The sequence below is a fragment of the Ktedonosporobacter rubrisoli genome (assembly GCF_004208415.1).
GTDB lineage: Bacteria > Chloroflexota > Ktedonobacteria > Ktedonobacterales > Ktedonobacteraceae > Ktedonosporobacter > Ktedonosporobacter rubrisoli.
In genome coordinates, this window is the sequence record NZ_CP035758.1 from 8,802,866 (window position 1) to 8,822,495 (window position 19,630).

General features: G+C 52.7%; 17 protein-coding genes. 8 read left to right on the forward strand and 9 right to left on the reverse strand.

What is annotated here, in order from left to right; translation table 11 throughout:
• Positions 1-94: 94 nt before the first annotated feature.
• Entirely contained in the window at positions 95-1,276 is a 1,182-nt protein-coding gene (locus EPA93_RS38160) for a DNA glycosylase AlkZ-like family protein (RefSeq protein ID WP_129892546.1), read from the reverse strand.
• A gap of 33 nt (positions 1,277-1,309) precedes the next feature.
• Positions 1,310-1,795 (reverse strand): ClbS/DfsB family four-helix bundle protein, encoded by a 486-nt coding sequence (locus EPA93_RS38165; protein WP_129892547.1) that lies wholly within the window; start codon positions 1,793-1,795, stop codon positions 1,310-1,312.
• A 263-nt stretch (positions 1,796-2,058) separates the two neighbouring features.
• Here EPA93_RS38165 and EPA93_RS38170 point away from each other — a divergent pair, with 263 nt between their 5' ends.
• On the forward strand, positions 2,059-3,015 hold the full coding sequence (locus EPA93_RS38170; RefSeq protein WP_129892548.1) for a helix-turn-helix transcriptional regulator: 957 nt from the start codon (positions 2,059-2,061) through the stop codon (positions 3,013-3,015).
• An 11-nt stretch (positions 3,016-3,026) separates the two neighbouring features.
• Here the strand turns inward: EPA93_RS38170 and EPA93_RS38175 are convergent, their stop codons facing one another.
• The 3 genes from EPA93_RS38175 to EPA93_RS38180 all read right to left on the reverse strand — a co-directional run bounded on the left by EPA93_RS38175 (position 3,027) and on the right by EPA93_RS38180 (position 4,918).
• The gene (locus EPA93_RS38175; RefSeq protein ID WP_129892549.1) at positions 3,027-4,241 is read right to left on the reverse strand and encodes an MFS transporter; all 1,215 of its coding nucleotides are present in this window, start codon (positions 4,239-4,241) and stop codon (positions 3,027-3,029) included.
• Between the two features lie 153 nt (positions 4,242-4,394).
• Entirely contained in the window at positions 4,395-4,541 is a 147-nt protein-coding gene (locus EPA93_RS48755; RefSeq protein ID WP_165423677.1) for a hypothetical protein, read from the reverse strand.
• Positions 4,542-4,657: 116 nt separating this feature from the next.
• Entirely contained in the window at positions 4,658-4,918 is a 261-nt protein-coding gene (locus EPA93_RS38180) for a hypothetical protein (RefSeq protein ID WP_129892550.1), read from the reverse strand.
• 129 nt (positions 4,919-5,047) lie between these two features.
• Between EPA93_RS38180 and EPA93_RS38185 the strand changes: the two genes are divergently transcribed.
• A complete protein-coding gene (locus tag EPA93_RS38185; protein WP_165423678.1) occupies positions 5,048-5,686 on the forward strand; it encodes a CGNR zinc finger domain-containing protein in 639 nt (212 codons plus the stop codon).
• A gap of 145 nt (positions 5,687-5,831) precedes the next feature.
• Here EPA93_RS38185 and EPA93_RS38190 read toward each other — a convergent pair whose 3' ends face one another.
• Positions 5,832-7,049 carry an ornithine cyclodeaminase, nickel-pincer nucleotide-dependent gene (locus EPA93_RS38190; RefSeq protein WP_129892552.1) on the reverse strand — a complete coding sequence of 406 codons (1,218 nt, stop codon included), beginning with the start codon at positions 7,047-7,049 and terminating at the stop codon, positions 5,832-5,834.
• 503 nt (positions 7,050-7,552) lie between these two features.
• Here EPA93_RS38190 and EPA93_RS38195 point away from each other — a divergent pair.
• Positions 7,553-8,965, forward strand: coding sequence for an outer membrane protein assembly factor BamB family protein (locus tag EPA93_RS38195; RefSeq protein WP_165423679.1), 1,413 nt, complete (start codon positions 7,553-7,555; stop codon positions 8,963-8,965).
• 45 nt (positions 8,966-9,010) lie between these two features.
• Positions 9,011-10,444 (forward strand): outer membrane protein assembly factor BamB family protein, encoded by a 1,434-nt coding sequence (locus EPA93_RS38200; RefSeq protein ID WP_129892554.1) that lies wholly within the window; start codon positions 9,011-9,013, stop codon positions 10,442-10,444.
• Between the two features lie 36 nt (positions 10,445-10,480).
• Here the strand turns inward: EPA93_RS38200 and cas4 are convergent, their stop codons facing one another.
• From cas4 to EPA93_RS38215, 3 genes are all read right to left on the reverse strand, one after another.
• Complete coding sequence (cas4, locus tag EPA93_RS38205; RefSeq protein WP_129892555.1) at positions 10,481-11,047, reverse strand: CRISPR-associated protein Cas4; 567 nt, start codon at positions 11,045-11,047, stop codon at positions 10,481-10,483.
• Between the two features lie 24 nt (positions 11,048-11,071).
• Positions 11,072-11,491: a hypothetical protein gene (locus tag EPA93_RS38210; RefSeq protein WP_129892556.1), complete on the reverse strand. Its 420-nt coding sequence runs from the start codon at positions 11,489-11,491 to the stop codon at positions 11,072-11,074.
• A gap of 139 nt (positions 11,492-11,630) precedes the next feature.
• Positions 11,631-12,227 (reverse strand): HD domain-containing protein, encoded by a 597-nt coding sequence (locus tag EPA93_RS38215; protein ID WP_129892557.1) that lies wholly within the window; start codon positions 12,225-12,227, stop codon positions 11,631-11,633.
• A gap of 218 nt (positions 12,228-12,445) precedes the next feature.
• Here EPA93_RS38215 and EPA93_RS38220 point away from each other — a divergent pair, with 218 nt between their 5' ends.
• The 4 genes from EPA93_RS38220 (at position 12,446) to EPA93_RS38235 (ending at position 19,618) form a co-directional block, all read left to right on the forward strand.
• Entirely contained in the window at positions 12,446-13,354 is a 909-nt protein-coding gene (locus EPA93_RS38220; protein ID WP_165423680.1) for a hypothetical protein, read from the forward strand.
• Positions 13,355-13,588: 234 nt separating this feature from the next.
• Positions 13,589-14,344 carry an SDR family NAD(P)-dependent oxidoreductase gene (locus tag EPA93_RS38225; protein ID WP_129892559.1) on the forward strand — a complete coding sequence of 252 codons (756 nt, stop codon included), beginning with the start codon at positions 13,589-13,591 and terminating at the stop codon, positions 14,342-14,344.
• A 211-nt stretch (positions 14,345-14,555) separates the two neighbouring features.
• The gene (locus tag EPA93_RS38230) at positions 14,556-15,971 is read left to right on the forward strand and encodes a WD40 repeat domain-containing protein (RefSeq protein WP_129892560.1); all 1,416 of its coding nucleotides are present in this window, start codon (positions 14,556-14,558) and stop codon (positions 15,969-15,971) included.
• Between the two features lie 242 nt (positions 15,972-16,213).
• Positions 16,214-19,618 (forward strand): glycosyltransferase, encoded by a 3,405-nt coding sequence (locus EPA93_RS38235; protein ID WP_129892561.1) that lies wholly within the window; start codon positions 16,214-16,216, stop codon positions 19,616-19,618.
• Positions 19,619-19,630 lie beyond the last annotated feature (12 nt).

Below are 19,630 nucleotides of genomic sequence, written 5' to 3' on the forward strand. Positions count from 1 at the left end.
TAAGCGCTTCGGCACCATGCGCCGGGACAAGCTCATGTGGGAGAGAGTAACCGCAGCCAGTTTGTCGATCCTGAAAATCGTGAGACGACAAAAGCTATTTACCTGTAGAAAGTGCTTCGCGTGCTGTGGCATCGACGCCTTCTTCAAGGCGAACGGCACAGGCTCTCAGGTAATTTAAAAAGTTGCCTGTAGCCTGGCGCAAGGCCTCTACTAGCTCGGCATCGGGCCTGATAGTGGGCTCCCACCACCAGCGCGAGATTGTCCAGGTGCCTTGCTCTAAGCGGGAATCCAGGCGGCCTATAAAGCGATTCTTGTAGAAGACGGGGAGCACATAATAGCCCCAGCGGCGCTGTTGGGCCGGCTTGTAGACTTCCCAGGTGTAATCGAAATTGAAAAGCTGTAATACTGCCTTGCGATCCCATAGGAAGTTGTCAAGCGGGCCAAGAAAAATGACCCGAGGTGGTGGAGGAGCTGCATTTAACAAAGGCAAGGCACTGCTGGGCATATGATAGAGAGCAGCTTTCTGGCCTACCTGCACAGGTAGCAGCGTGCCCTCCTCTACGAGCTGGGCAATAGCTTTTTTGCGTGTTGTGCTATCCCCGCAAGCGCTCCAGATGCATGCTTCGGCAGTAGGACGGAGCAGCCCGCTGGCCTGATGGCGGCGTAGGATAATCCAGCGATGGAAGGCTTCCTCATCGGTCAGCAGGGGCTGATTATAATATTGGGCGGGAATAACTTGCGCGGGACGGGCGTAGTAGTGCCGGCCGGATTTGCGATGGTGCGTGAGCAGCATACCACAGGCCCACATTGCACGTAACACGCGCTTTGTACGCGTTAGCCCATACCAGCTATTGTTGTCTGGTAAACGAGAGCGGTCTTCGAACTCCTGTGATGAGAGTGGGCCCTGAGCATCGATAGCGGCAAGAATCTGTTCGGGTAAGCCAGGGTCGGCTTGTAATATCTCTCGATCGTGGTAGGGGCGATACATCTGGCGAATGGTTTCGCGTAAAGGCCAATCGCTGACGGGTACCAGGCAAGCTTGTTTATCCCAGGCGTCGTAAACGACCCTATCTGTATAGGCCGTTGCTTGCCAATCGTCGACGCGATAGCCAGGTACGCGAGCCTGAAAAACCAGGTCTGGATTGCGTCCTACCGGATTGAGTGGATCATATTGTACAGTTCCCAGCTGCGTAAAGACTCCTGGAAGATCTGATTGGGCGAAGTGATACTTAACCAGGAAGTCCCGGGCCTCTTCATAAGAAAGCTGCAGTGCCATAAGTTATCTTGCTACCTTTGTTCTTGGATGTCACTATGCATGTTTGCGCGCGAGCCAATCCTGAATTATCTTGATATGATCAGCGTAATGGTCGTGGGCCGCAGGTGGAATCGTCGTCCAGACGGGATCTCCATTGCTTGCAGGCTGGTTTAACTCTGCCTCGCTCATGGCCTGCACGCGTTCTACCAGGCGTTGGTGAGCCGTATGTAATTCAGTGCGCACATCGTGTAGCGGGCGATCTATATTGGCCTGATAGATGATTTCATTCATTTCATCATCATCTTTGCCAGCAGCCGGATCGTTAAAGGGTACACCTTCTTTTCTGGCTTGCATGATGGTCAGACGGCGCTGTAGCCACCAGCTTATATGGGCCAGATTATCCTTTACTGACCACTTCCCATTCACGCCCGGGGTGATCATCTGCTCTTCGCTTAAGGACGCGAGCAGGGTTTCCAGTGCGCTATAGCTGGAGGTCAGATCGTCGAGGAATCTCGCTTTGTCAATATGTTCTTCGGCCATACTCTTCCTCCCGGAAAGAAACTAGAGGTTCCACGTTCAAAAAATGAGATGCTGCATTAGTAGCAGCTACTACCTGGGCTCTTGGCAAAAAAATGTCTGAGTGTGCCCTCAAACTTGAGTCTAGCATAAAAAAAGGTTATAATCTGTCCTGATTGAACGGGTTCTACCCAAAACGTGGGGCTAAGCTCAATAGATTCTACCCAAAACAAGAGGTCCCAAAGCTTTAGTAAAAGCAGGAAAATTGGCAGAAAGCTGAAAGAAAAGTGTATTTCCCGACGACACGTGTACTGACCGTGCTAGAATTGCTACAATCGCACCAGCGCCTCAGTGGACCTGAGCTGGCTGAAAGATTGGAGGTAAATACGCGCACTATACGACGCTATGTGACCATGCTGCAGGATTTGGGCATCCCTGTTGAAGCTGAGCGTGGTCGCTACGGCTCGTATCGCCTGCGGCCGGGCTTCAAGCTACCCCCACTCATGTTTAACGATGAAGAAGCTCTGGCCCTGACTCTGGGGCTCTTAGCGGCGCGCCGGCTGGGGCTGGCCACGGCTGCTCCCGCCGTTGAGGGGGCGATTGCTAAGATCGAGCGTGTCCTGCCGTTAACCTTGAAAGAGCAGGTGCGCGCTATTCAGGAGACTCTGGTATTCGATGTGCGCCCGGCTCAGGCGAGGCCACGTAGTGGAATCGTAAGCCTGTTCTCTACGGCTTCTGCGCAATACCGGCAGGTTCTGCTGTGCTATCAGCCCTGGCAGTCAGAGGTAAGCGAGCGCATAGTTGATCCTTATGGGCTGGTGTATCGTTCGGGCTTCTGGTATACGGCCGGCTATTGCCATCTGCGCCAGGATCTGCGTACCTTTCGCCTGGATCGGGTAGTGCATGCCGAGATGTTAGAGGATACCTTTACGCCTCAGCCTGAGTTCGATTGCTTGAGCTTTGTTCAGCAGTCCATCGCCAGGACCCCAAGTACCTGGCTGGTAGAAGTGCTGCTTGAGACCACCCTGGAGAATGCTCAAAGCATGATACCTCCGTCTCTGGCCGTGCTGGAGCAAGAAGGCGAAAAAGTAAAGTTTTACTGCTACGTCGATAATGTCGATTGGATGGCCCGGGTCCTGATCAGGCTGAGTTGCCCTTTTATTGTGCGCCAACCCGAAGAGCTGCGCGATGCTCTGCGCCGGCTGGCAGCTCAGATTGTCGCGCAGGCGGAACGTACCGAATAACGCGCGTTGGGCTATGCACGCTTGTGGCGCCAACGCGCCTGCCACAGGGTAAGTATACAGCCGACGAGTCCAATAAGGCCGTAGAGCGTCCACGACCAGGCAGGATCTCCGCTCTCTATTAGCGCTGTGCCAAGATAGTTACCGATGGCCCCTCCCAACGCCCAGGAAAGCGAGAACATGCCAAAGAAGGCCCCGGCATTTTCCTGTGAACTGGTGCTGATATCGGCGACAACCATGTCGGAGCCGGGAAGCACCAGGGTTTCGCCAAGCGTATAGATCCCTACGCAGCATAAGAGCCAGAAGCCGGTATGGAAAAATTGAATCAGCGCAAATCCCAGGCCGGTACAGAGCATACCAATACTTACCAGATACATAGGATTGTATCTCTGAAAGACTTTTTTCAGGACGATGGCCATCAGCACAAAGCCGGTTCCCCCATTTACCCAATAAACGGCGCTAACATAGAAATCGTTATGGCTTATGCGGAAAGCCTCCAGGGGGAAGGCTACGGTGAGCTGCGTAAATAAGATCCAGAATAGGACCATAAACAAGGTAAAGAGCATAAAGTGTTTATGCCCCAGAACTTGCCTGAAGCTATCGACAAGCTGGGTGCGCGTAGCCGAAGTACGGTATTGCTGCCGAAAAAAGAAGAGCGTTAGAGCGATAAGAAAAAATAGTCCACTGCCCCCAAAGAAGGGGAGCTGAGGGCCGAATAAGAGCAGGAGCGAGCCCAGCAATGGCCCAAGAACGGCTCCCAGATTAAGGACCTGGTTGAGGGTGGAGAAGATACGTTTATGCTGTTCGGCTGGCTGGGCGGCAAATACTGAGTGAATAGAGGGGTTATATAAGGCGCCTCCGGTGCCCATGAGCAGGGTGGCACCTAGCAGGAAAGGGAAGCTTTGGAAGAGCGCCAGGCCGAGAAATCCCAGGCTGCGTACAAGAATACCCGTCAGGATGGTGGTACTGTGGCTAAGGCGATCGCCGATCATTCCTGCGGCGAGGGGTAACGCTCGTGTGCAGAGAATATTGGCGCTTAGTAATGTTCCTACTTGCCAGGCTGGATAGTGCAACGTAGTGGTAAGGTATACCGCTAGAAAGGGCAAAATCATAAACTGGCCGACATTCATCAGAAAGGCTGAGGTGAGCAAGAGCCTTGTCGCAATTGAGAGGCGAGCGGCTGCGCTGAGATCCGGGCGTCCTCTAGCCTGAAGAAGAAGTTGCTTCATCTTATCTGATACGTTCCTTCCAGATCCGAGTTTGGGAAATGATAGGCTGTGGGCATGCTTCGGTCAGGAAGGCCAGGATGCCTGGCGGGCAAGCTGGCCTCTTCCCAACGGCTATTGCTAACAATTGCTCATCATTATACGCTGAAGTAAACCTCAGTCGTGATGGGCCGGGTGGAAGAGCACAGCGTGTTTTGGATTTTCCCAGCAAGTCTCATGAATAGGCTCGCGGCTGTCAGCTCCCCAACGCAATGCGGCCAGGGCCAGGACGAGAAAGAGTAATAAGACAACTATAAATTCCATACTGATCTCCTTCCTATGGCTGGTCAGGCATTCCTTCTACTGGAATGGGCCAGTGACTAAGATTTGATGAGATGTAACCGACGATAGCCTACTTTGCTCTTTCAGGCCGCTATACTTCAGATACTGCCCCAGAATAATAAGTTCTGGAGCACTATGCTGAATAACGTTGCGATTGCAAGTCCGTAGCCGCCTTGTGGGCGCGCTACTATGGATGGTGAGCGCTCAGTCGAATGTATAATATCTACAGCTTGCTGATTGACAAGCTCAATCTGAAGTGGATGCATTGGCATTCCTTTCCTCTCTACCCCAGCCCGCGCTACAACATGCCAGGCTAAATGGGTGCGACTCACGCCCTTGACATAGATACGAATAACCATCTAAAATACTTTTACTGGTTAGATTATACCTTGTATATGCTAACCTGTCAAGTGCTGTATGGTGGTTAGAAAAGTATAGCGTATTGGGCTGAGATGTGATAGAGTGTGGGTTTGAAGGAAGTAATGACAATGAGCAAACTACAAACTACGGCACCCATGTTTGACATAAGCGCTAACTACTTATGTCTTGACTTTGCCAACACGCTGGAGAATCGGGCCGAAGCCGTTCCCCAAGAATTGCTGCATGGCTATAGCGATCTTGTGGCCTGGAGCGTGCAGGCGCAAATCCTGAGCAAAGATGTTGGGGAGCGACTCAAGCAGGAGGCCGATCAGCAGCCCGGTAGAGCAAAAGCTATCCTGGTGCATGCGATTGCCTTGCGGGAAGTAATCTATCGGGTCTTTAAGAGCATTGCGCTTGAGAAGCAGCCGAACTCCCAGGATCTGCAGACCTTAAATGTTTACCTGGCGACTGCCCTCAGCCGAGCATGCATTGTGCCGGCTGGAGAACATTATGCCTGGAGCTGGGATGTGCAGCCAGAGACAGAGCTTGAGCAAGTATTGTGGCCGATCGTACGCTCGGCTGCAGATCTGCTCACCTCGGATCGATTGTCGTTAACCCGCCTCTGTGCTGCCGAAGATTGCGGCTGGTTGTTTCTGGATACCAGTAAAAATCGTAGCCGTCGCTGGTGCAATATGCAGAGCTGTGGCAATCGGGCTAAAGTGCGCCGACATTATGTCCAGAAGAAGAAAGCTGAGCAGAAGGCCTGAAGTGAGGCTGGCTGTTCGCACTTTCCTAAAATCTGAGCCTCTCGTTTGGCGCGGGTGGGAGCCTGTTTCTCGTCCTGTTTTGCACTTTTGCCAGGCCTCTGGGCGCGCCTGAAGCATGGTAGCGAGGCCGCCCAGAGGAACTATTTTAAGATAGGGCTTCCAGGAGCTCGCGTAAAAAGAGCTCGGCATCAGTGACCAGACCGGCAGCCTGGAAGCTTCCTCTATCCGCCAGCTTGGTTACCACCGCTGGATTGATATCAACCACAACCGTGCGAACGCGAGCCGGGAGAAGATTGCCAGTGGCGATGGCGTGCAGCATAGAGGCGATCATAATTGTCATTTCAACGCCCTGAATCTCCTCACGCATGCGGCGCTGAGCCTCTTGCATATCGGCAATTACGCCCGGCATAGGGCCGTCGTCGCGAATTGAGCCAGCAAGCACCAGGGGAACTTTATGCTTAATGGCTTCGTACGTAATGCCTTCGCGCAGAAGCCCTACCTCGATAGCCTTCTCTAGAGAGCCAACGGCGCGGATCGCATTGATGGCGCGCAAATGATTGCGGTGCCCTCCCTCGACCTGCTCGCCACTCTCTAGATTGACTCCCAGCGAGGTGCCGAAAAGCGCCGATTCGACGTCGTGAGTGATAATCGCATTACCGCCAAAGATAACCTGAACGTAGCCACGGCGCAGCAGCTCGGCAACGTAGCGCCCGGCTCCTGTATGGATGACCGCTGGCCCCAGGACAAAGAGGATCTTGCCGTTGCGCGCGCGTGTCTCCTTCATCTGGCGCGCAATCTCCTGAATCGCCAGCACCTTTACCTTCTCAGAGGAGACATTGCTTTGCATAAAAGCGAAAGCCTCGCGTCCGCGATCGCGCTCAAATGGCTGCACACGAATGCCCTCGTGCCCTACGACGATCTGATCTCCGGTTTGTACCTCGTGCATAGGCTTGCAGTAGGCCCGCTTGTGCTCCTGGTCGATTACAATGACGACATCCATCTCAATAGCTTCGACGGCGATCCATTGGCCGTGGAGACGTACCTGAGTAGGCAAATTAGTAGTCGAGTAAAAATTGGCAGGTAGCACACCGTTTTGCTCGACGCGGGCCGTGTGCACATCATCGGCATGGACGAGCGCTACGCCAAATTGCTGTAGCTCCGACAGAATGAGCTCAAGGACCGCATCGTCAGGGGCCTCTATCTTGAGGCGAATATAGCTTGGATCATCTTTGTGGACGCCGATGCGTATATCTTCGATGACAAAATTGCCGCCACGGTCCATAATAATGTCCCAGGCTCGTGGTAGCGTCCAGGAATCGATAATGTGTCCGGTAATCTCTACTACTTCGTGAATTGTGCCCATAAATTAGTTTCTCTACTCTCGCTTTACTTCTCCAGTGCGGCAGGCAAATATGCAGGTTATGTCCGTGAGGTCGGACCGTGCCGCCGGTATTGACAGGGGTATCCCAAACTTCGATCCACTAGAAACAAAAAGGCCATGCTGGCGTTAGTGTATTCTTCTTGCTTGCGAAAGTCAATGCGCGTAAAAGTTGCGGCAGGCCTTTCCGCCTTTTCATCTTCCCGCTACCCTCAGGCGCCGGAACTAGCAGAGCTGGAAAGTTTAGTAATTGCGGCCCCTCTCAACAAAGCTTAAGGAGCTGGCAAGAAGCTTAGCCAGAAAGAAAAAGCTGCACGTAAGAATAAAAATGTTACTAGAAATACAGATATTCTATAAAAGAAATTTACAAAAAGACGAATTTAAGATATTAAATGTAGTATATATCTATTAGGTACGAAGGGGAAAATGTAGTAGTAGGGAGTATATAGCTGAGATCAGTGTGCATTCTCGATATGGAAAGGAAAAATATGACGAGCAAGTATGGTGAGGGCAGATCCATAAGAAAATATCTGCTCTATATTGTGGGAAGTGTATGCCTGTTAGCAGGAATAGTATTTATGCCGCTCGGCTTGACTGCTCAGGCGGCAGCAACGAACTGGCCAACCTTTATGGGGAGCAATGCCCATACTGGCTATAATGCGTCAGAGACAGTTTTGACGGCAAGCGTAGCCAGGCAAGTAAAAGTGCACTGGAAAGATCATGCTGGCGGATCGATTAGTAGTCAGCCGGTCATTGTAAATGGAGCAATCTATTGGGGCTCATGGGATGGCTACGAGCATGCCACGGATCTCAACGGTCATCAGCGCTGGCAAACCTTCCTGGGCAAGACCACGCCTCCTGCTAGCCAGGGCTGCACGCCGGCGAGCGCTGGCGTATCTGGCACAGCTACAGTAGCAGATATCTCAATCAAGGGGCATATGACGCCGGTTGTGCTGGTCAGCGGTGGCAATTCTCATTTTTATGCCCTTGATGCAACCAACGGCAAGGTCCTCTGGGATACGAAGCTAGCCTCCTCTGCCGATTATATGCTCTGGGCGGGCTCAACCCTCTATAAGGGCAGCGTCTATGTAGGCGTAGCCTCCTATGGAGATTGTCCCCTGGTCGCCGGTCGCGTCGTGCAGATGAACGCTTCTACGGGAGCCGTCGAGCATTCATTCACCACAGTTGCGGCCGGCTGTATCGGTGGTGGAATCTGGATGGCTCCCACAATTGATGAAAAAACTGATACACTTTATGTCTCGACGGGAACTTTAGCACCCTGTAAAACCCTCGAAAAGCTCTCCTATGCACTGATCGCTTTGCATACCTCCGACCTCTCGCTGTCAAGTTCATGGCAAATTCCTAACTCACAGGATGCTAAGGATAGTGATTTTGGCAGCACGCCTACTCTCTTCTCCGCGACAGTCAATGGCAAAGCGCGCCAGATGATCGGGCTGGTGAATAAGAACGGGGTATACTATGCCTTTGATCGGACGAATATAGCGGCGGGGCCCTTATGGGAAGCAAAAGTATCAACCTCGCCTAACAATATTGCTTCCAGCGCCTGGGACGGCAAGCGGCTTTATGTTGGTGGCACGCAGACGACCATCAAAGGCAAGCCATGCTTAGGCAGCGTGCGGGCTGTCAATCCCGCCACCGGGGCCTTCCTCTGGGAGTATTGCGCGCCGAGCAAAGTTATCGATGCTCTGACAGTTGTGCCAGGTCTGGTCTTCACTGGCGCTGGTAGCCATGTCGTCGTCCTGGATGCCGCAACCGGTCGCGAGCTCTATGTCTATAGGGATACAAGCCATGCCTCGACCTTCTGGGGAGGTGTTACGGTCTCTAATGGTGTGATGTATATGGGCAATGAAGCTGGCAACTTGTATGCCTTTGGGCTATAAGCGGCCTGGTGCTTTGGTTGAGATGAAGTAGGGAAAGAGAGAAGAATGCTCATCAGGCATACTTTAGAAGTTATAGGCAGGCGCATGAATATGTGCCTGCTTGGATTGCTTGGAGTCGCAGCTCTAGTGCTTGGGCTGCTGCTCAGCCCTATGAGTGGGCCATTTCAGGCTGCGGCATCCGGGCAGGCGAGCTGGTTGACCTATATGGGCAACAACGCGCATACAGGATTTAATGGGAGCGAGGCCGCGCTTAATCCCGCCTCTGCCCATCATCTGAAGCTGCATTGGAAGTATAAGGCTGGTGGTCCCGTTAGTTCGCAAGTGATGGTAGATGATGGCAAGCTTTATTGGGGCTCATGGGATGGCTACGAGCATGCCACGGATCTCCAGGGCCATCAGCTCTGGCAAACCTCCCTGGGCACTGATGCGCCCCGAGGATGCTTTCCTCCCCGCGCGGGCGTAGCCAGTCCCGCCACTATAACGACTCTCCCAATCCAGGGGCAGAGGACGCGTGTAGTCCTGGTGGGAGGCGGTAACGCGCGCTTCTACGCTCTCAATGCTGCCAATGGCCATGTGCTCTGGAGTACGGCCCTGGGCAAAGCGCCTGATTATATGATCTGGGGCGGAGCTTCTGTCTATAAAGGGAGCGTCTATGTTGGCATCTCTTCATATGGCGATTGTCCGCTGGTGGCTGGCAAATTCTATAAATTGGATGCCAGCACAGGAGCAATAGAGCACACGTTTACGACTGTGCCGGCTGGCTGTGTCGGCGGTGGGATCTGGATGACTCCTACTATCGATGAAGCCAGGAATAGCGTCTATATAACCACCGGTACGTTGAGCACATGCAAACCATATGAAAAATTCGCCTATGCCTTGCTTGAGTTCAACGCGGATGACCTCTCGCCGCGCAACTCGTGGCAAATTCCGCCGGCAGAGCAGAGTGGGGACGGCGATTTTGGCAGCACGCCTACGCTCTTCACGGCAACTATCCAGGGCCATACGCAACCTCTGATCGGAGCCGTCAATAAGAATGGCTTCTATTATGCCCTCAATCGCGATCACCTGAGCTCAGGCCCGGTCTGGAAAGTGCGCGTCACCACTCCTGAGGTCAACGATAAATCGAGCATCTCGTCGAGCGCCTGGGATGGCAAACAGCTATATATCGCTAACTCACATACTGTCATTGCCGGGCGCGATTGCGCCGGTGGGGTGCGCGCTGTCAACCCGGCCACTGGCGCATTTCTCTGGGAACATTGTATGCCTGGAAAGATTCAGGGTTCGGTAATGGCGGTGCCTGGCATGCTCGCGGTGGGATCTGGCAATTTTATTATTGCCCTTGATACCGGTACGGGTAGGCAAGCCTTTGCCTACAACGACCAGGATAAAGCCTCGTTATTCTGGGGTACGCCAACCATCTGCAATGGTATGCTCTATATGGGCAACCGCGATGGTTTGCTCTACGCCTTTGGCTTATAGCTCTGTGGTGGTATGGTTTCGGCCATACCACTGCCCTTATTTGCTTCTGCTTCCTACATGACAGATAGGCTGAAAAGCGCATATGCGGCATTTCGTGATCTTTTGCTTTTGTAGTGGCGGTGGTTCCTGCTGGCTGCAGCGGGCCATCTCACCGAGCAAGCGGATGACTTTCTTGCGCAGCGTTGGCGTGTAGTCAATCGTGAAGTTATGCTCAGCATAGCACAGAATGCCGTGCGTGGGAGCTTGCTCAAAATAATCCTCAAGAAGCAGGCAGTAGGCAATAATCTGCATGATATGGTGATTAGCCGGGGCAGTAGCATCCTGGACAGTGGTCTTGAGCGTGACGGGAACGGGTCGCCCATCAGCGAGTTGGATGATATAGTCAGGCTTGCCAACAAGCGGGTATTCGTTGGAATATAAGGGCTCCGCCTGCCCATCAATATTTTCATAGACCAGCTTACCGGGCGGCAGCCCCAGTGTGCGCTGGCGTTCCTCGATGAGGCGTTGGCGCTGGTAGCGCCGCTCATTGATCAGGAGAGTCAACAGGGCAAGAGAGAATAGCAACAGGGCAATTCCGCCGACAAACAAGATAGTGCTTATCATCCTTCCTCATCCTGTATATGGGGCCTATGGCTTTGGCAGCAGCAGCGAGATACCCATAAGTGCTACAGCTAGCACCAGGAGCGCCACAGCCAGATAGGCTATACTGCGTGTGCGATTGCCAATACCGGGAGCAGGAGCGCGCTCTTCCTCAAATTCTTCAAACTCGTCATCCTCCTCTACATCCGTCTCCGGCGGCTCTTCCTCGAAAGCGCCCCTGCGGAGTAGCAATTGCTCTATCATCTGGTACTCCGGTAAGGCTGGAGCTTGCGGTCCGTGCTCGTGTTCCAGCTCTACCAGACGTGCAAAGAGTTCTTCTGTATCTGCCTGTACGGCAGGTTCAAAGCATTCGTGCCACCAGATAAGGGGGCAGTACTCGAAGGTCGCTACTTCGCTTGCCGTAAAGCGACGCTCTGCCCGATTGTGTTGCTGCCGTTGCTGTTGCATAGTTATTGCTATATGAGACCAGTTGCTGTGTCATAACTTCCTATGTGTAGACGGGAGCTGCTGGTTCTGGGTAATCTCCCAGGTCAGGATTGCCAATTCTGGAACTATTCTGAAGTTCAAGTATTAGGTAGCTGTGCTCTCAGGCGGAGACTTGTTCGCTGGACTGAGTGCCAGCCAGGCCCAGAGTCTCGGCTATCTCTGTCATAGCCTGGATCACAAAGGCGATATGCTCGTTGAGATCTATCCCGAGCTCTTCGGCGCCCTTGAAAAGATCCTCGCGGTTGACGCCGGCGGCAAAACCCTTGGCCTTCATTTTCTTGCGCACCGACGAGACCTCTAGTCCGATGATGCTTTTGGTTGGGCGGACCAGGGCCGTTGCGGTAACCATACCCGTGATCTCGTCGCAGGCAAAGAGGGCCTTAGACATCAGGTCGTTGCGGGGATTGGTTTCCCCATTGATGGTGTCGTTATGGGCCAGGATGGCATAGATAACGCGTTCGTCGTAGCCCTCGGCGCGTAACCAGTCTGCAGAGACATGCGTATGTACTTTCAGGTCGGGGTACTCTTCATAGTCGCAGTCATGGAGCAGGCCGGCCATCCCCCATAGCTCCTCGTCCTCTCCATACTTACGTGCGTAGGCGCGCATGGCGGCCTCTACGGCAAACATGTGCTTTTGCAGGTTCTCATTTTTGACATGACTCGTCATTAGCTTATAAGCGTCGTTGCGTGTTGGCATCTTGCTCCTCGTAAGTTTTTGCTGGTTTGACGGCATTTAGCCGTTTGTAGCTGTTATTATAACATAGCTGTCAGGTAGGCTTCGGCTGTAACTTCGCGCCGTAGTTTCTAGCAGATGGTATGCACATGCTCCCAACGAAACTGTAGCGCGGTTCTGAAGTATTTGAGGCTTGGATTGAGTGTGTGTATCTCCACATGCTGATGATATGGAGGAGAACAATGGCTAAGTTGCCTGCGAAAGGTTGGATATTTATCTTCGCTAGCTTGCTTGTTGCGCTGCTGGCTAGCGCCTGTGGTGGAACTGCCAGTACAGGAACGAGTTATGGTGGAAGTTCAGCGTCTACGACTGATGCCAGTAGTACAGCCGTTATCAAGACCTCTGACGCTGTGGTAGATGGAAAGTCTACCACGATCCTGACTAATGCGCAAGATAAAGCGCTCTACGTTTATGCCGATGATACCGACAAGACGTCGGGTTGTACGGGTGCCTGCGCTACAAACTGGCCTCCGCTTCTTTTCTCAGGATCTGGCTCACCTGGGGCGTCTACCACGCTACCGGGGAAGCTGACAGTGGTTAAGAATGTGCATGGTCAACAGGTAACGTATAATGGTCATTTCCTCTATACATTTGCCGGCGATACGGCGCCAAAACAAGTGAATGGAGAGGGCAAAGCCGGTAAGTGGTTTGTGGCGACTCCCGATTTGAAGGCTGGGGCGATTGCTCCGATGAGCACGGGGGCTGCGAACAGTGCGAGTGCGGGCGGTACTGCGGTTATCAAGACGTCCATGGCAAGCGTCAAAGGGAAGTCAGAGACTATTCTTACCGATGCTAAGGGAATGACTTTGTATTATTTTACTCAAGATACGGCGAGCAAAACTGCCTGCACCGGCAGTTGTGTGGGGGCCTGGCCTGCTCTACTCTTCTCGGGAAGTGGTCAGCCCATGGCCACGGCGAAACTTCCAGGCGAGCTAGAAGTTTATAAGAATGCCAACGGAAATCAAGTGATCTATAATGATCATCCCTTGTATACGTTTAGTGGCGATACAGCTCCCGGGCAGACAAATGGAGAGGGGGTTGGCGGCCAGTGGCATGTAGCAACTCCCGCTCTGGCTAAGAACGCCTCCTGAACCTCGTGGCCCACTGGAACCGCTCGGCACAAGCCCGGGCGGTTCTTTTTGTTTGCCATGCGTGGCCAAATTGCTTAGACTCTAGCCTCGGCAAGTGCTGCCAAGCATGGGATTGGATTAATATGCAAAAGATATTAGTTGGCTATAAATAATATATTGGACATTTTTACCTTTGTTTATTATGCTGAGAGGGAGCAAGATTTGTGAATATTATTCTGTAGGAGAAGTAGAAATATGAGCGAAAAGCAAAGAAGGAATGTAATTATTACTGGCGGGAATAGCGGTATAGGGCGGGCGGCAGCAGAGGCGTTTGTGCGCGAGGGAGCCCAGGTAGCGATTATAGGGCGCGATCAGGCGAGGCTCAAAGATACTGCGGAGACTCTAGCCTCTGGGGTGAACTGGTATCGCACAGATGTAAGCAAGCGCGAGCAGGTTGCCACAACTGTCGAACAGATCGTGGCGGACTGGAAGCAGATAGATGTGCTGGTGAATGTGGCCGGCTTTGCCAGGAGCGTTACCACTGATATGTCGCTGGCAGAGGCGGAGCGCGAATGGGATGCTGTGATGGAGACGAATTTGAAGGGTAGCTTTCTAATGGCAACCGCTGTGGCTCCGCATCTCGTACGTCCGGGTGGACGTATGATCTTCATTAGCTCTATCGCAGCTTATACCGGTGGCAGCCGGGCGGGCTCATCAGCGTATGCCGCAGCCAAAGCCGGCGTTCATGGCCTGACGTATGGCCTGGCGCGCGAATTGAGCTCGCAAGACATCACCGTCAATGCTATCGCGCCTGGCTTTATTGCCGATACTGGCTTTACGGGTCACTGGTCGGAGCAGCGCATCAATGGCATCGTATCCCAGACGCCGGTAGGCAGGGCTGGGCAGGCCGATGATATAGCTGCAGCCATCCTGTATCTGGCTTCGCCCCAGGCCTCTTTTGTTACTGGAGAGATATTGAATGTTAATGGCGGCTGGTTGTTTGGGCGTTAAGTGAGAAGAAAGAATGGCCGGCTATGTTTTAGCGTAGCCGGCTTTCATGATCCTGCATGGAGGCTATGTCAGGCTAGCACAATTCGATGAGCAAAGTATGAGCAGTCAATGAGCAATCATTGTCGCCATCTTCCGGCTGAGACTCCATACTAACACTGCAAGGTTTCTAATAGAAATGTTAGTGCGTATAACTCTGCCTGGAGGAAGATCTATGTCTTACTTACGGCGGCATAGCTATAGCTTCTGCCTGCTCTTCTGTATAGTGTTGGCGTTTAGTGCATGTGGGCAGCCTGGCATAGATGGAGGGCTTTCTACCACTTCTACTCCTGTAGCTACAGCGAGGCCGGCTTCTGCTAGTTCGACAACCAAAGTAACTCCTATCCCTGGAGCAGCGCTGCTTCAGAGCTGCCCCGAAGCTGCTAGCGTACGAGCTGCTGTTATGCCAGCTATGAAGATAGGTGACCATCCAAACATTGTTTACTTCTTTCAAGGGAAGACTGGCAATGTCCTGCAGCGCTATGATATGGTCACGGCAACTACGACGACGCTGCTCAACGGAGCTATGACCCCACTGAGTATCTCACCGGATGGGCAATGGATCGTACTAAGCGCGACGACCCAAAACCAAACAGCACTTCAGCTTGTGCGTACAGATGGCCAGCAACGGCAAACGCTCTCTTGCCTTTCGGGGCAGATCAATATTGTAGGGGCTCGCTTTTCACCCGATCAGCATTTTCTTGCAGTTGCTAAGCTTGACGATACAACGAATATCTCGACGATCGATGTGCTTGATCTTATGACTGGCAAACTTCGTACTGTCTTATCGTCGCAACAATTGGATTATCCAGGCCTGGCCCTTGTTGGCGAAAAGATGGAAGCCATCCACTTGCCTGTTACCTCATCTATAGTACCCCGTCTCTCAATCACCAATAGGGGAAGGAGCTTGCCGCTTGACACTTTGTCAGGAAGAGTTCGCCCAATCTTCACTCCGATGAGGTGGGAGAGCAACAATAGTTTATTACTTCTCAGCCGAGTACAGGCCAGCCCGGCTCCGGCTCCTTTGCTCTATCGTTTGCGTGACGTCAGCAAGGATGCCTCACAGCCTGGCAATCTGCAACTCTTAACAGGACCAAAGGCGGAAGGTGATAATTGCCAGGATTATGCCTTGACGCCAGATAATCAACGACTTGTTTGCAATATGGATGTGGGGCCCGGAGTTCCCATACAGGCCGCGGTAAAGGTAATGCCAGTTTCCGGAGGCACATTTCATACAGTATATAAGCCGCAAGCAGGCGATATTCGCGAGGTGTGTGCTATCACCAACTCGACTCTGCTTTTTACTCTGGAACAAGTGGGACATCCCGAGACGATCTGGAAGGTAAATTTCGCTGGTAAAGATCTGGTGCAGTTGACTAGCGTGACGGCTAAGAATGAGATGTTTGCTCTCAAGAATTGGAGCTCGCTCTGGTCAGAATGTGCAGTTGATGGCTCTTTGTATACCGTTGTCATGAATGACCCTGAGAAGGATACAGGCGATATGGCAGTAGGTTCACTGGCTGGAGGCGCGCTAAAAACCATTGCTAGCCAGAAAAGCGGATTGGAACCGGTCGGCTGGACCAGGCTTTAAGCTGCCCTGGCCGCTGCTCTGCGCTCCCGACTCCCAATTATAACGACCCGGTTGGAACACCATTGGGTCGTTATTTTTAATACCCCCCCTTTGCCATGCTTTCGCTGATCCGTCAGCCCCATTTGGATATACCCGGTATAGTGAGAATGTAATCGAACGCTGGCGGATTGATGAGCACTCATCATTCTGTCCCTGACGCAAGATTTTTCAGCTAGAAGCTATAACGTATCTGGAGCAGCATTATGAAGATTTACCAGGATGCCAAGCATCGCGTAGAAGTGAAAGCCATGGCCCAGCGCGCCTGGCAAAGGAGCTTCAAGCTATATGTGCATTGGCTGGCCGGGCAGGCGCAAGCCGAGAAGCAAGTTGTAGAGCAGGAGCTACAGACGTATCGACAACAGGTCGCACAGGTCTCTAACTCGCCTCATTATGCAAGCTCGCCCTTCGCACCTTTGTGGCCCGACCTGTCTGCCGTCTATACCCTCTCGCGAAAACAGATCCTGTTCCTGACCTTATCCGCCCTGGGGGCTTTGCTGGGCGTGCTCACCTGGAGGCTGCCTACTGCCATCTTTGCTACCGGTACGATTACCTTTTTCTATGCGATGAACCTTATCCTCAGTATGCTCATGATCTGTAAAGCTAGCTGCAATATTGAGGAGGAACAGATAGATGATACCCTGGTGGCGCAATTGCCGGAGACTGACTGGCCATATTATACGATTCTCTGCCCGCTCTACCGTGAGTCTCTTATTGTGCCCCAATTTATCAGCGCTATGCGCAATCTCGATTACCCCCTAGAAAAGCTGCAGGTGCTTTTGCTAACTGAGGCCGATGACCATGAGACGCGCGAGGCTCTGCGCTCTTTAACCTTGCCTGCTCAGTTTCAGGTGCTAACTGTTCCCAATGGACAACCGCGTACAAAGCCAAGGGCCTGCAACTATGGCTTATTGCATGCTCGCGGGCGCTATACGGTAATCTATGATGCTGAAGATATTCCTGATCCCTTGCAGTTAAAAAAGGCAGTTCTTACCTTTGCGAATCATACCACAGATGTTGTTTGTGTTCAGGCCAGGCTAGACTGTTATAACTCTACGCAGAACCTGCTTACGCGCTGCTATACGGCTGAGTACGCTATGTGGTTTAGCCTGATCCTTCCTGGCCTGCAGAAATTAGGCTTTGCTGTGCCGCTAGGTGGTACGTCGAATCATTTTCGCACGGCTGTGCTACGGGCGCTGGGTGGCTGGGACGCCTATAATGTGACAGAGGATTGCGATCTAGGCTTACGCATGGCTCGCTGCCGCCTGCGCACCGTCATGCTGGATTCTTCAACAGGCGAGGAAGCCACTTCACAAGTGAAAAACTGGGTACGGCAGCGCTCGCGCTGGATCAAAGGCTATATTCAAACGTATCTGGTCCATATGCGCCATCCCTGGGAAATGCTCAGGCAGCTACGCCTGGCCGAGCTGTTTTCCCTGCAGCTCATTATTGGTAGCAGCGTCGGCCTCCTGTTTATTACGCCACTGATGTGGCTGTTGCTGGCGATCTATATTATCTTCAAGCCAGCGGTAGAAGGGTTTTATCATCTCATCTTTCCGGCGCCGATCTTTTATCCGGCTGCAGCTTGCTTTGTCTTTGGAAACTTTTATTATATCTTTCTCTACTTGCTTGGCTGTATAAGAAGGGAACATTATCATCTGTTGCCCTGGCTGCTCGGTGTGCCGTGCTACTGGGCCTTAAACTGGATTGCGGCGGCGCTTGCCCTGTATGAGCTGTTCTGCAAGCCGCATTTCTGGCAGAAGACCTGCCATGGTATGCACCTGCAAAAGACTACGCGAATGTCGTCAGCTCAGCTCAAGTGGGCGGCTGCTCGCGAGATGCAACTCACGGAGAAAGCCCGGGGCGTCCTGCACAGATCGGGTCAGCAGGAGGAGCGAGAAAGCGCTCTTCCCAGCGTAATGAACGCGCTCTATAAGATCCATACGCAGCCATTGCCAGCGCTCTCGCCGGTGCAGAAGCAAGCCCAGCGTCAGCGCCAACGCTGTGGCGTACGCGATATCTGGTTTGTGCTGGTCCTGGCGCTTGCATGTATGGCCAGCATTACCGCCTGCATATACTATGCGACTCGCCATCAGATCTTGCTCTATGCCGATGCCTACTCGCATCTGCGTATCGCGCGCAGCGTTTTCGATAGTGCAACGCCCGGGCTGGCTCAGCTTGGCGATATCTGGCTGCCCTTACCACATGTGCTTATGTTTCCCTTTATCTGGAATGATTATCTCTGGCATAGCGGGCTGGCAGGCAGCTTTGTTTCTATGGGTTGCTATGTTTGCACAACACTGTATGTGTATCTGGGAGCGCGCAGACTTATTGGCAATCGCATACTGAGCGCGCTTGGGGCAGCCCTCTTTGCCCTGAATCCTGATATTCTTTATCTGCAATCAACGCCGCTCTCGGAACTTGTCTGCATCTGCACCTCAACTATGGCTTGCTATTATATGCTGGCCTGGATTCAGGAAGAGCGTCCCTTATGGCTTATGTGTAGCGCTGCGGGAACCTTTCTGGCTACGCTTTCCCGCTACGATGGCTGGGCATTGTTCTTTGTCTTACTTGCGCTTGTGATCATTGTTGGCTGGCACAAAGGCTATAGCCTGGTGCGTATACGGGGCCTGGCAACCCTCTTTGTGCTGTTGGGCGGAAGCGGTATGCTGTACTGGCTGATCTGGAATAAGCTGATCTCTGGCGATTTCCTGGCTTTTCAGCATAGCCAGTTTTCATCTCAGGCTCAACAAGCGGGGCTTATTCGGCAAGGTGTCATCAGTACCTATCATAATCTCTGGCAGGCCTTAAAGGTCTATACGCTGACTGCTGAACAGACGACTGGCCTGCTTGTCTTCGTGCTCGCTGTTTGTGCTCTGCTCTGGTATTGCCTGGCGCATCGTCGCTCAAGCAGCAGCCTGGCCTTGCTAACCTTTGCCTCTCCCTTCGCCTTTTATGTCCTGGCCCTCTACAGCGGGCAGGCCGCCATCTATGTGCCTGGCGCGAGTCCCCTCCACAAGATCCCTTTTTATAACGTGCGCTATGGCTCGGCGATGGTTGTGCCAGCTGCTCTGGCGCTTACCACGTTATTGCAAAGCCTCTGGGAGCGCCTGCGTCTGCTAGGCTTGCCGGCCTTGCAGATGATATGTGTGCTTGTCCTCTTGCAACCTCTGCTTGTTGCTGCGCAAGGCGTTATCTCGCTGCAAGATGGCCAATATGGTTTGGCCTGTCAGCCAGCCGGGGCCGTTACGCTTTATCTGGCGCAGCACTACTCCGGCGGCAAAATTCTTGAAGATGTAGGCGCTGTGCATATTCCTGACGTGGGAATGCATTTTAGCAACATAATTTATGATGGCTCCCAGCAGTTCTGGCCTACAGCTCTGCATCATCCTGAGAAGACTGCCGCGTGGGTAATCCTACAAAAGCACAATTCTAATGACCGTGTGGCGCACTCCTTGCTCGGCAATACAGTGTCTTTAGCAGCTTATAGCCTGGTGGCCTGGGAGCCCTCTGGCCTGCAACTCTATCTGCGCAAAGGTCAGCCGTTGCCGCCCCTTCATCCCATGTCATCTTCGTTACTGCGAGATCATCGGCTTTGCCACAATGGCTAGAAAGGTTAAACG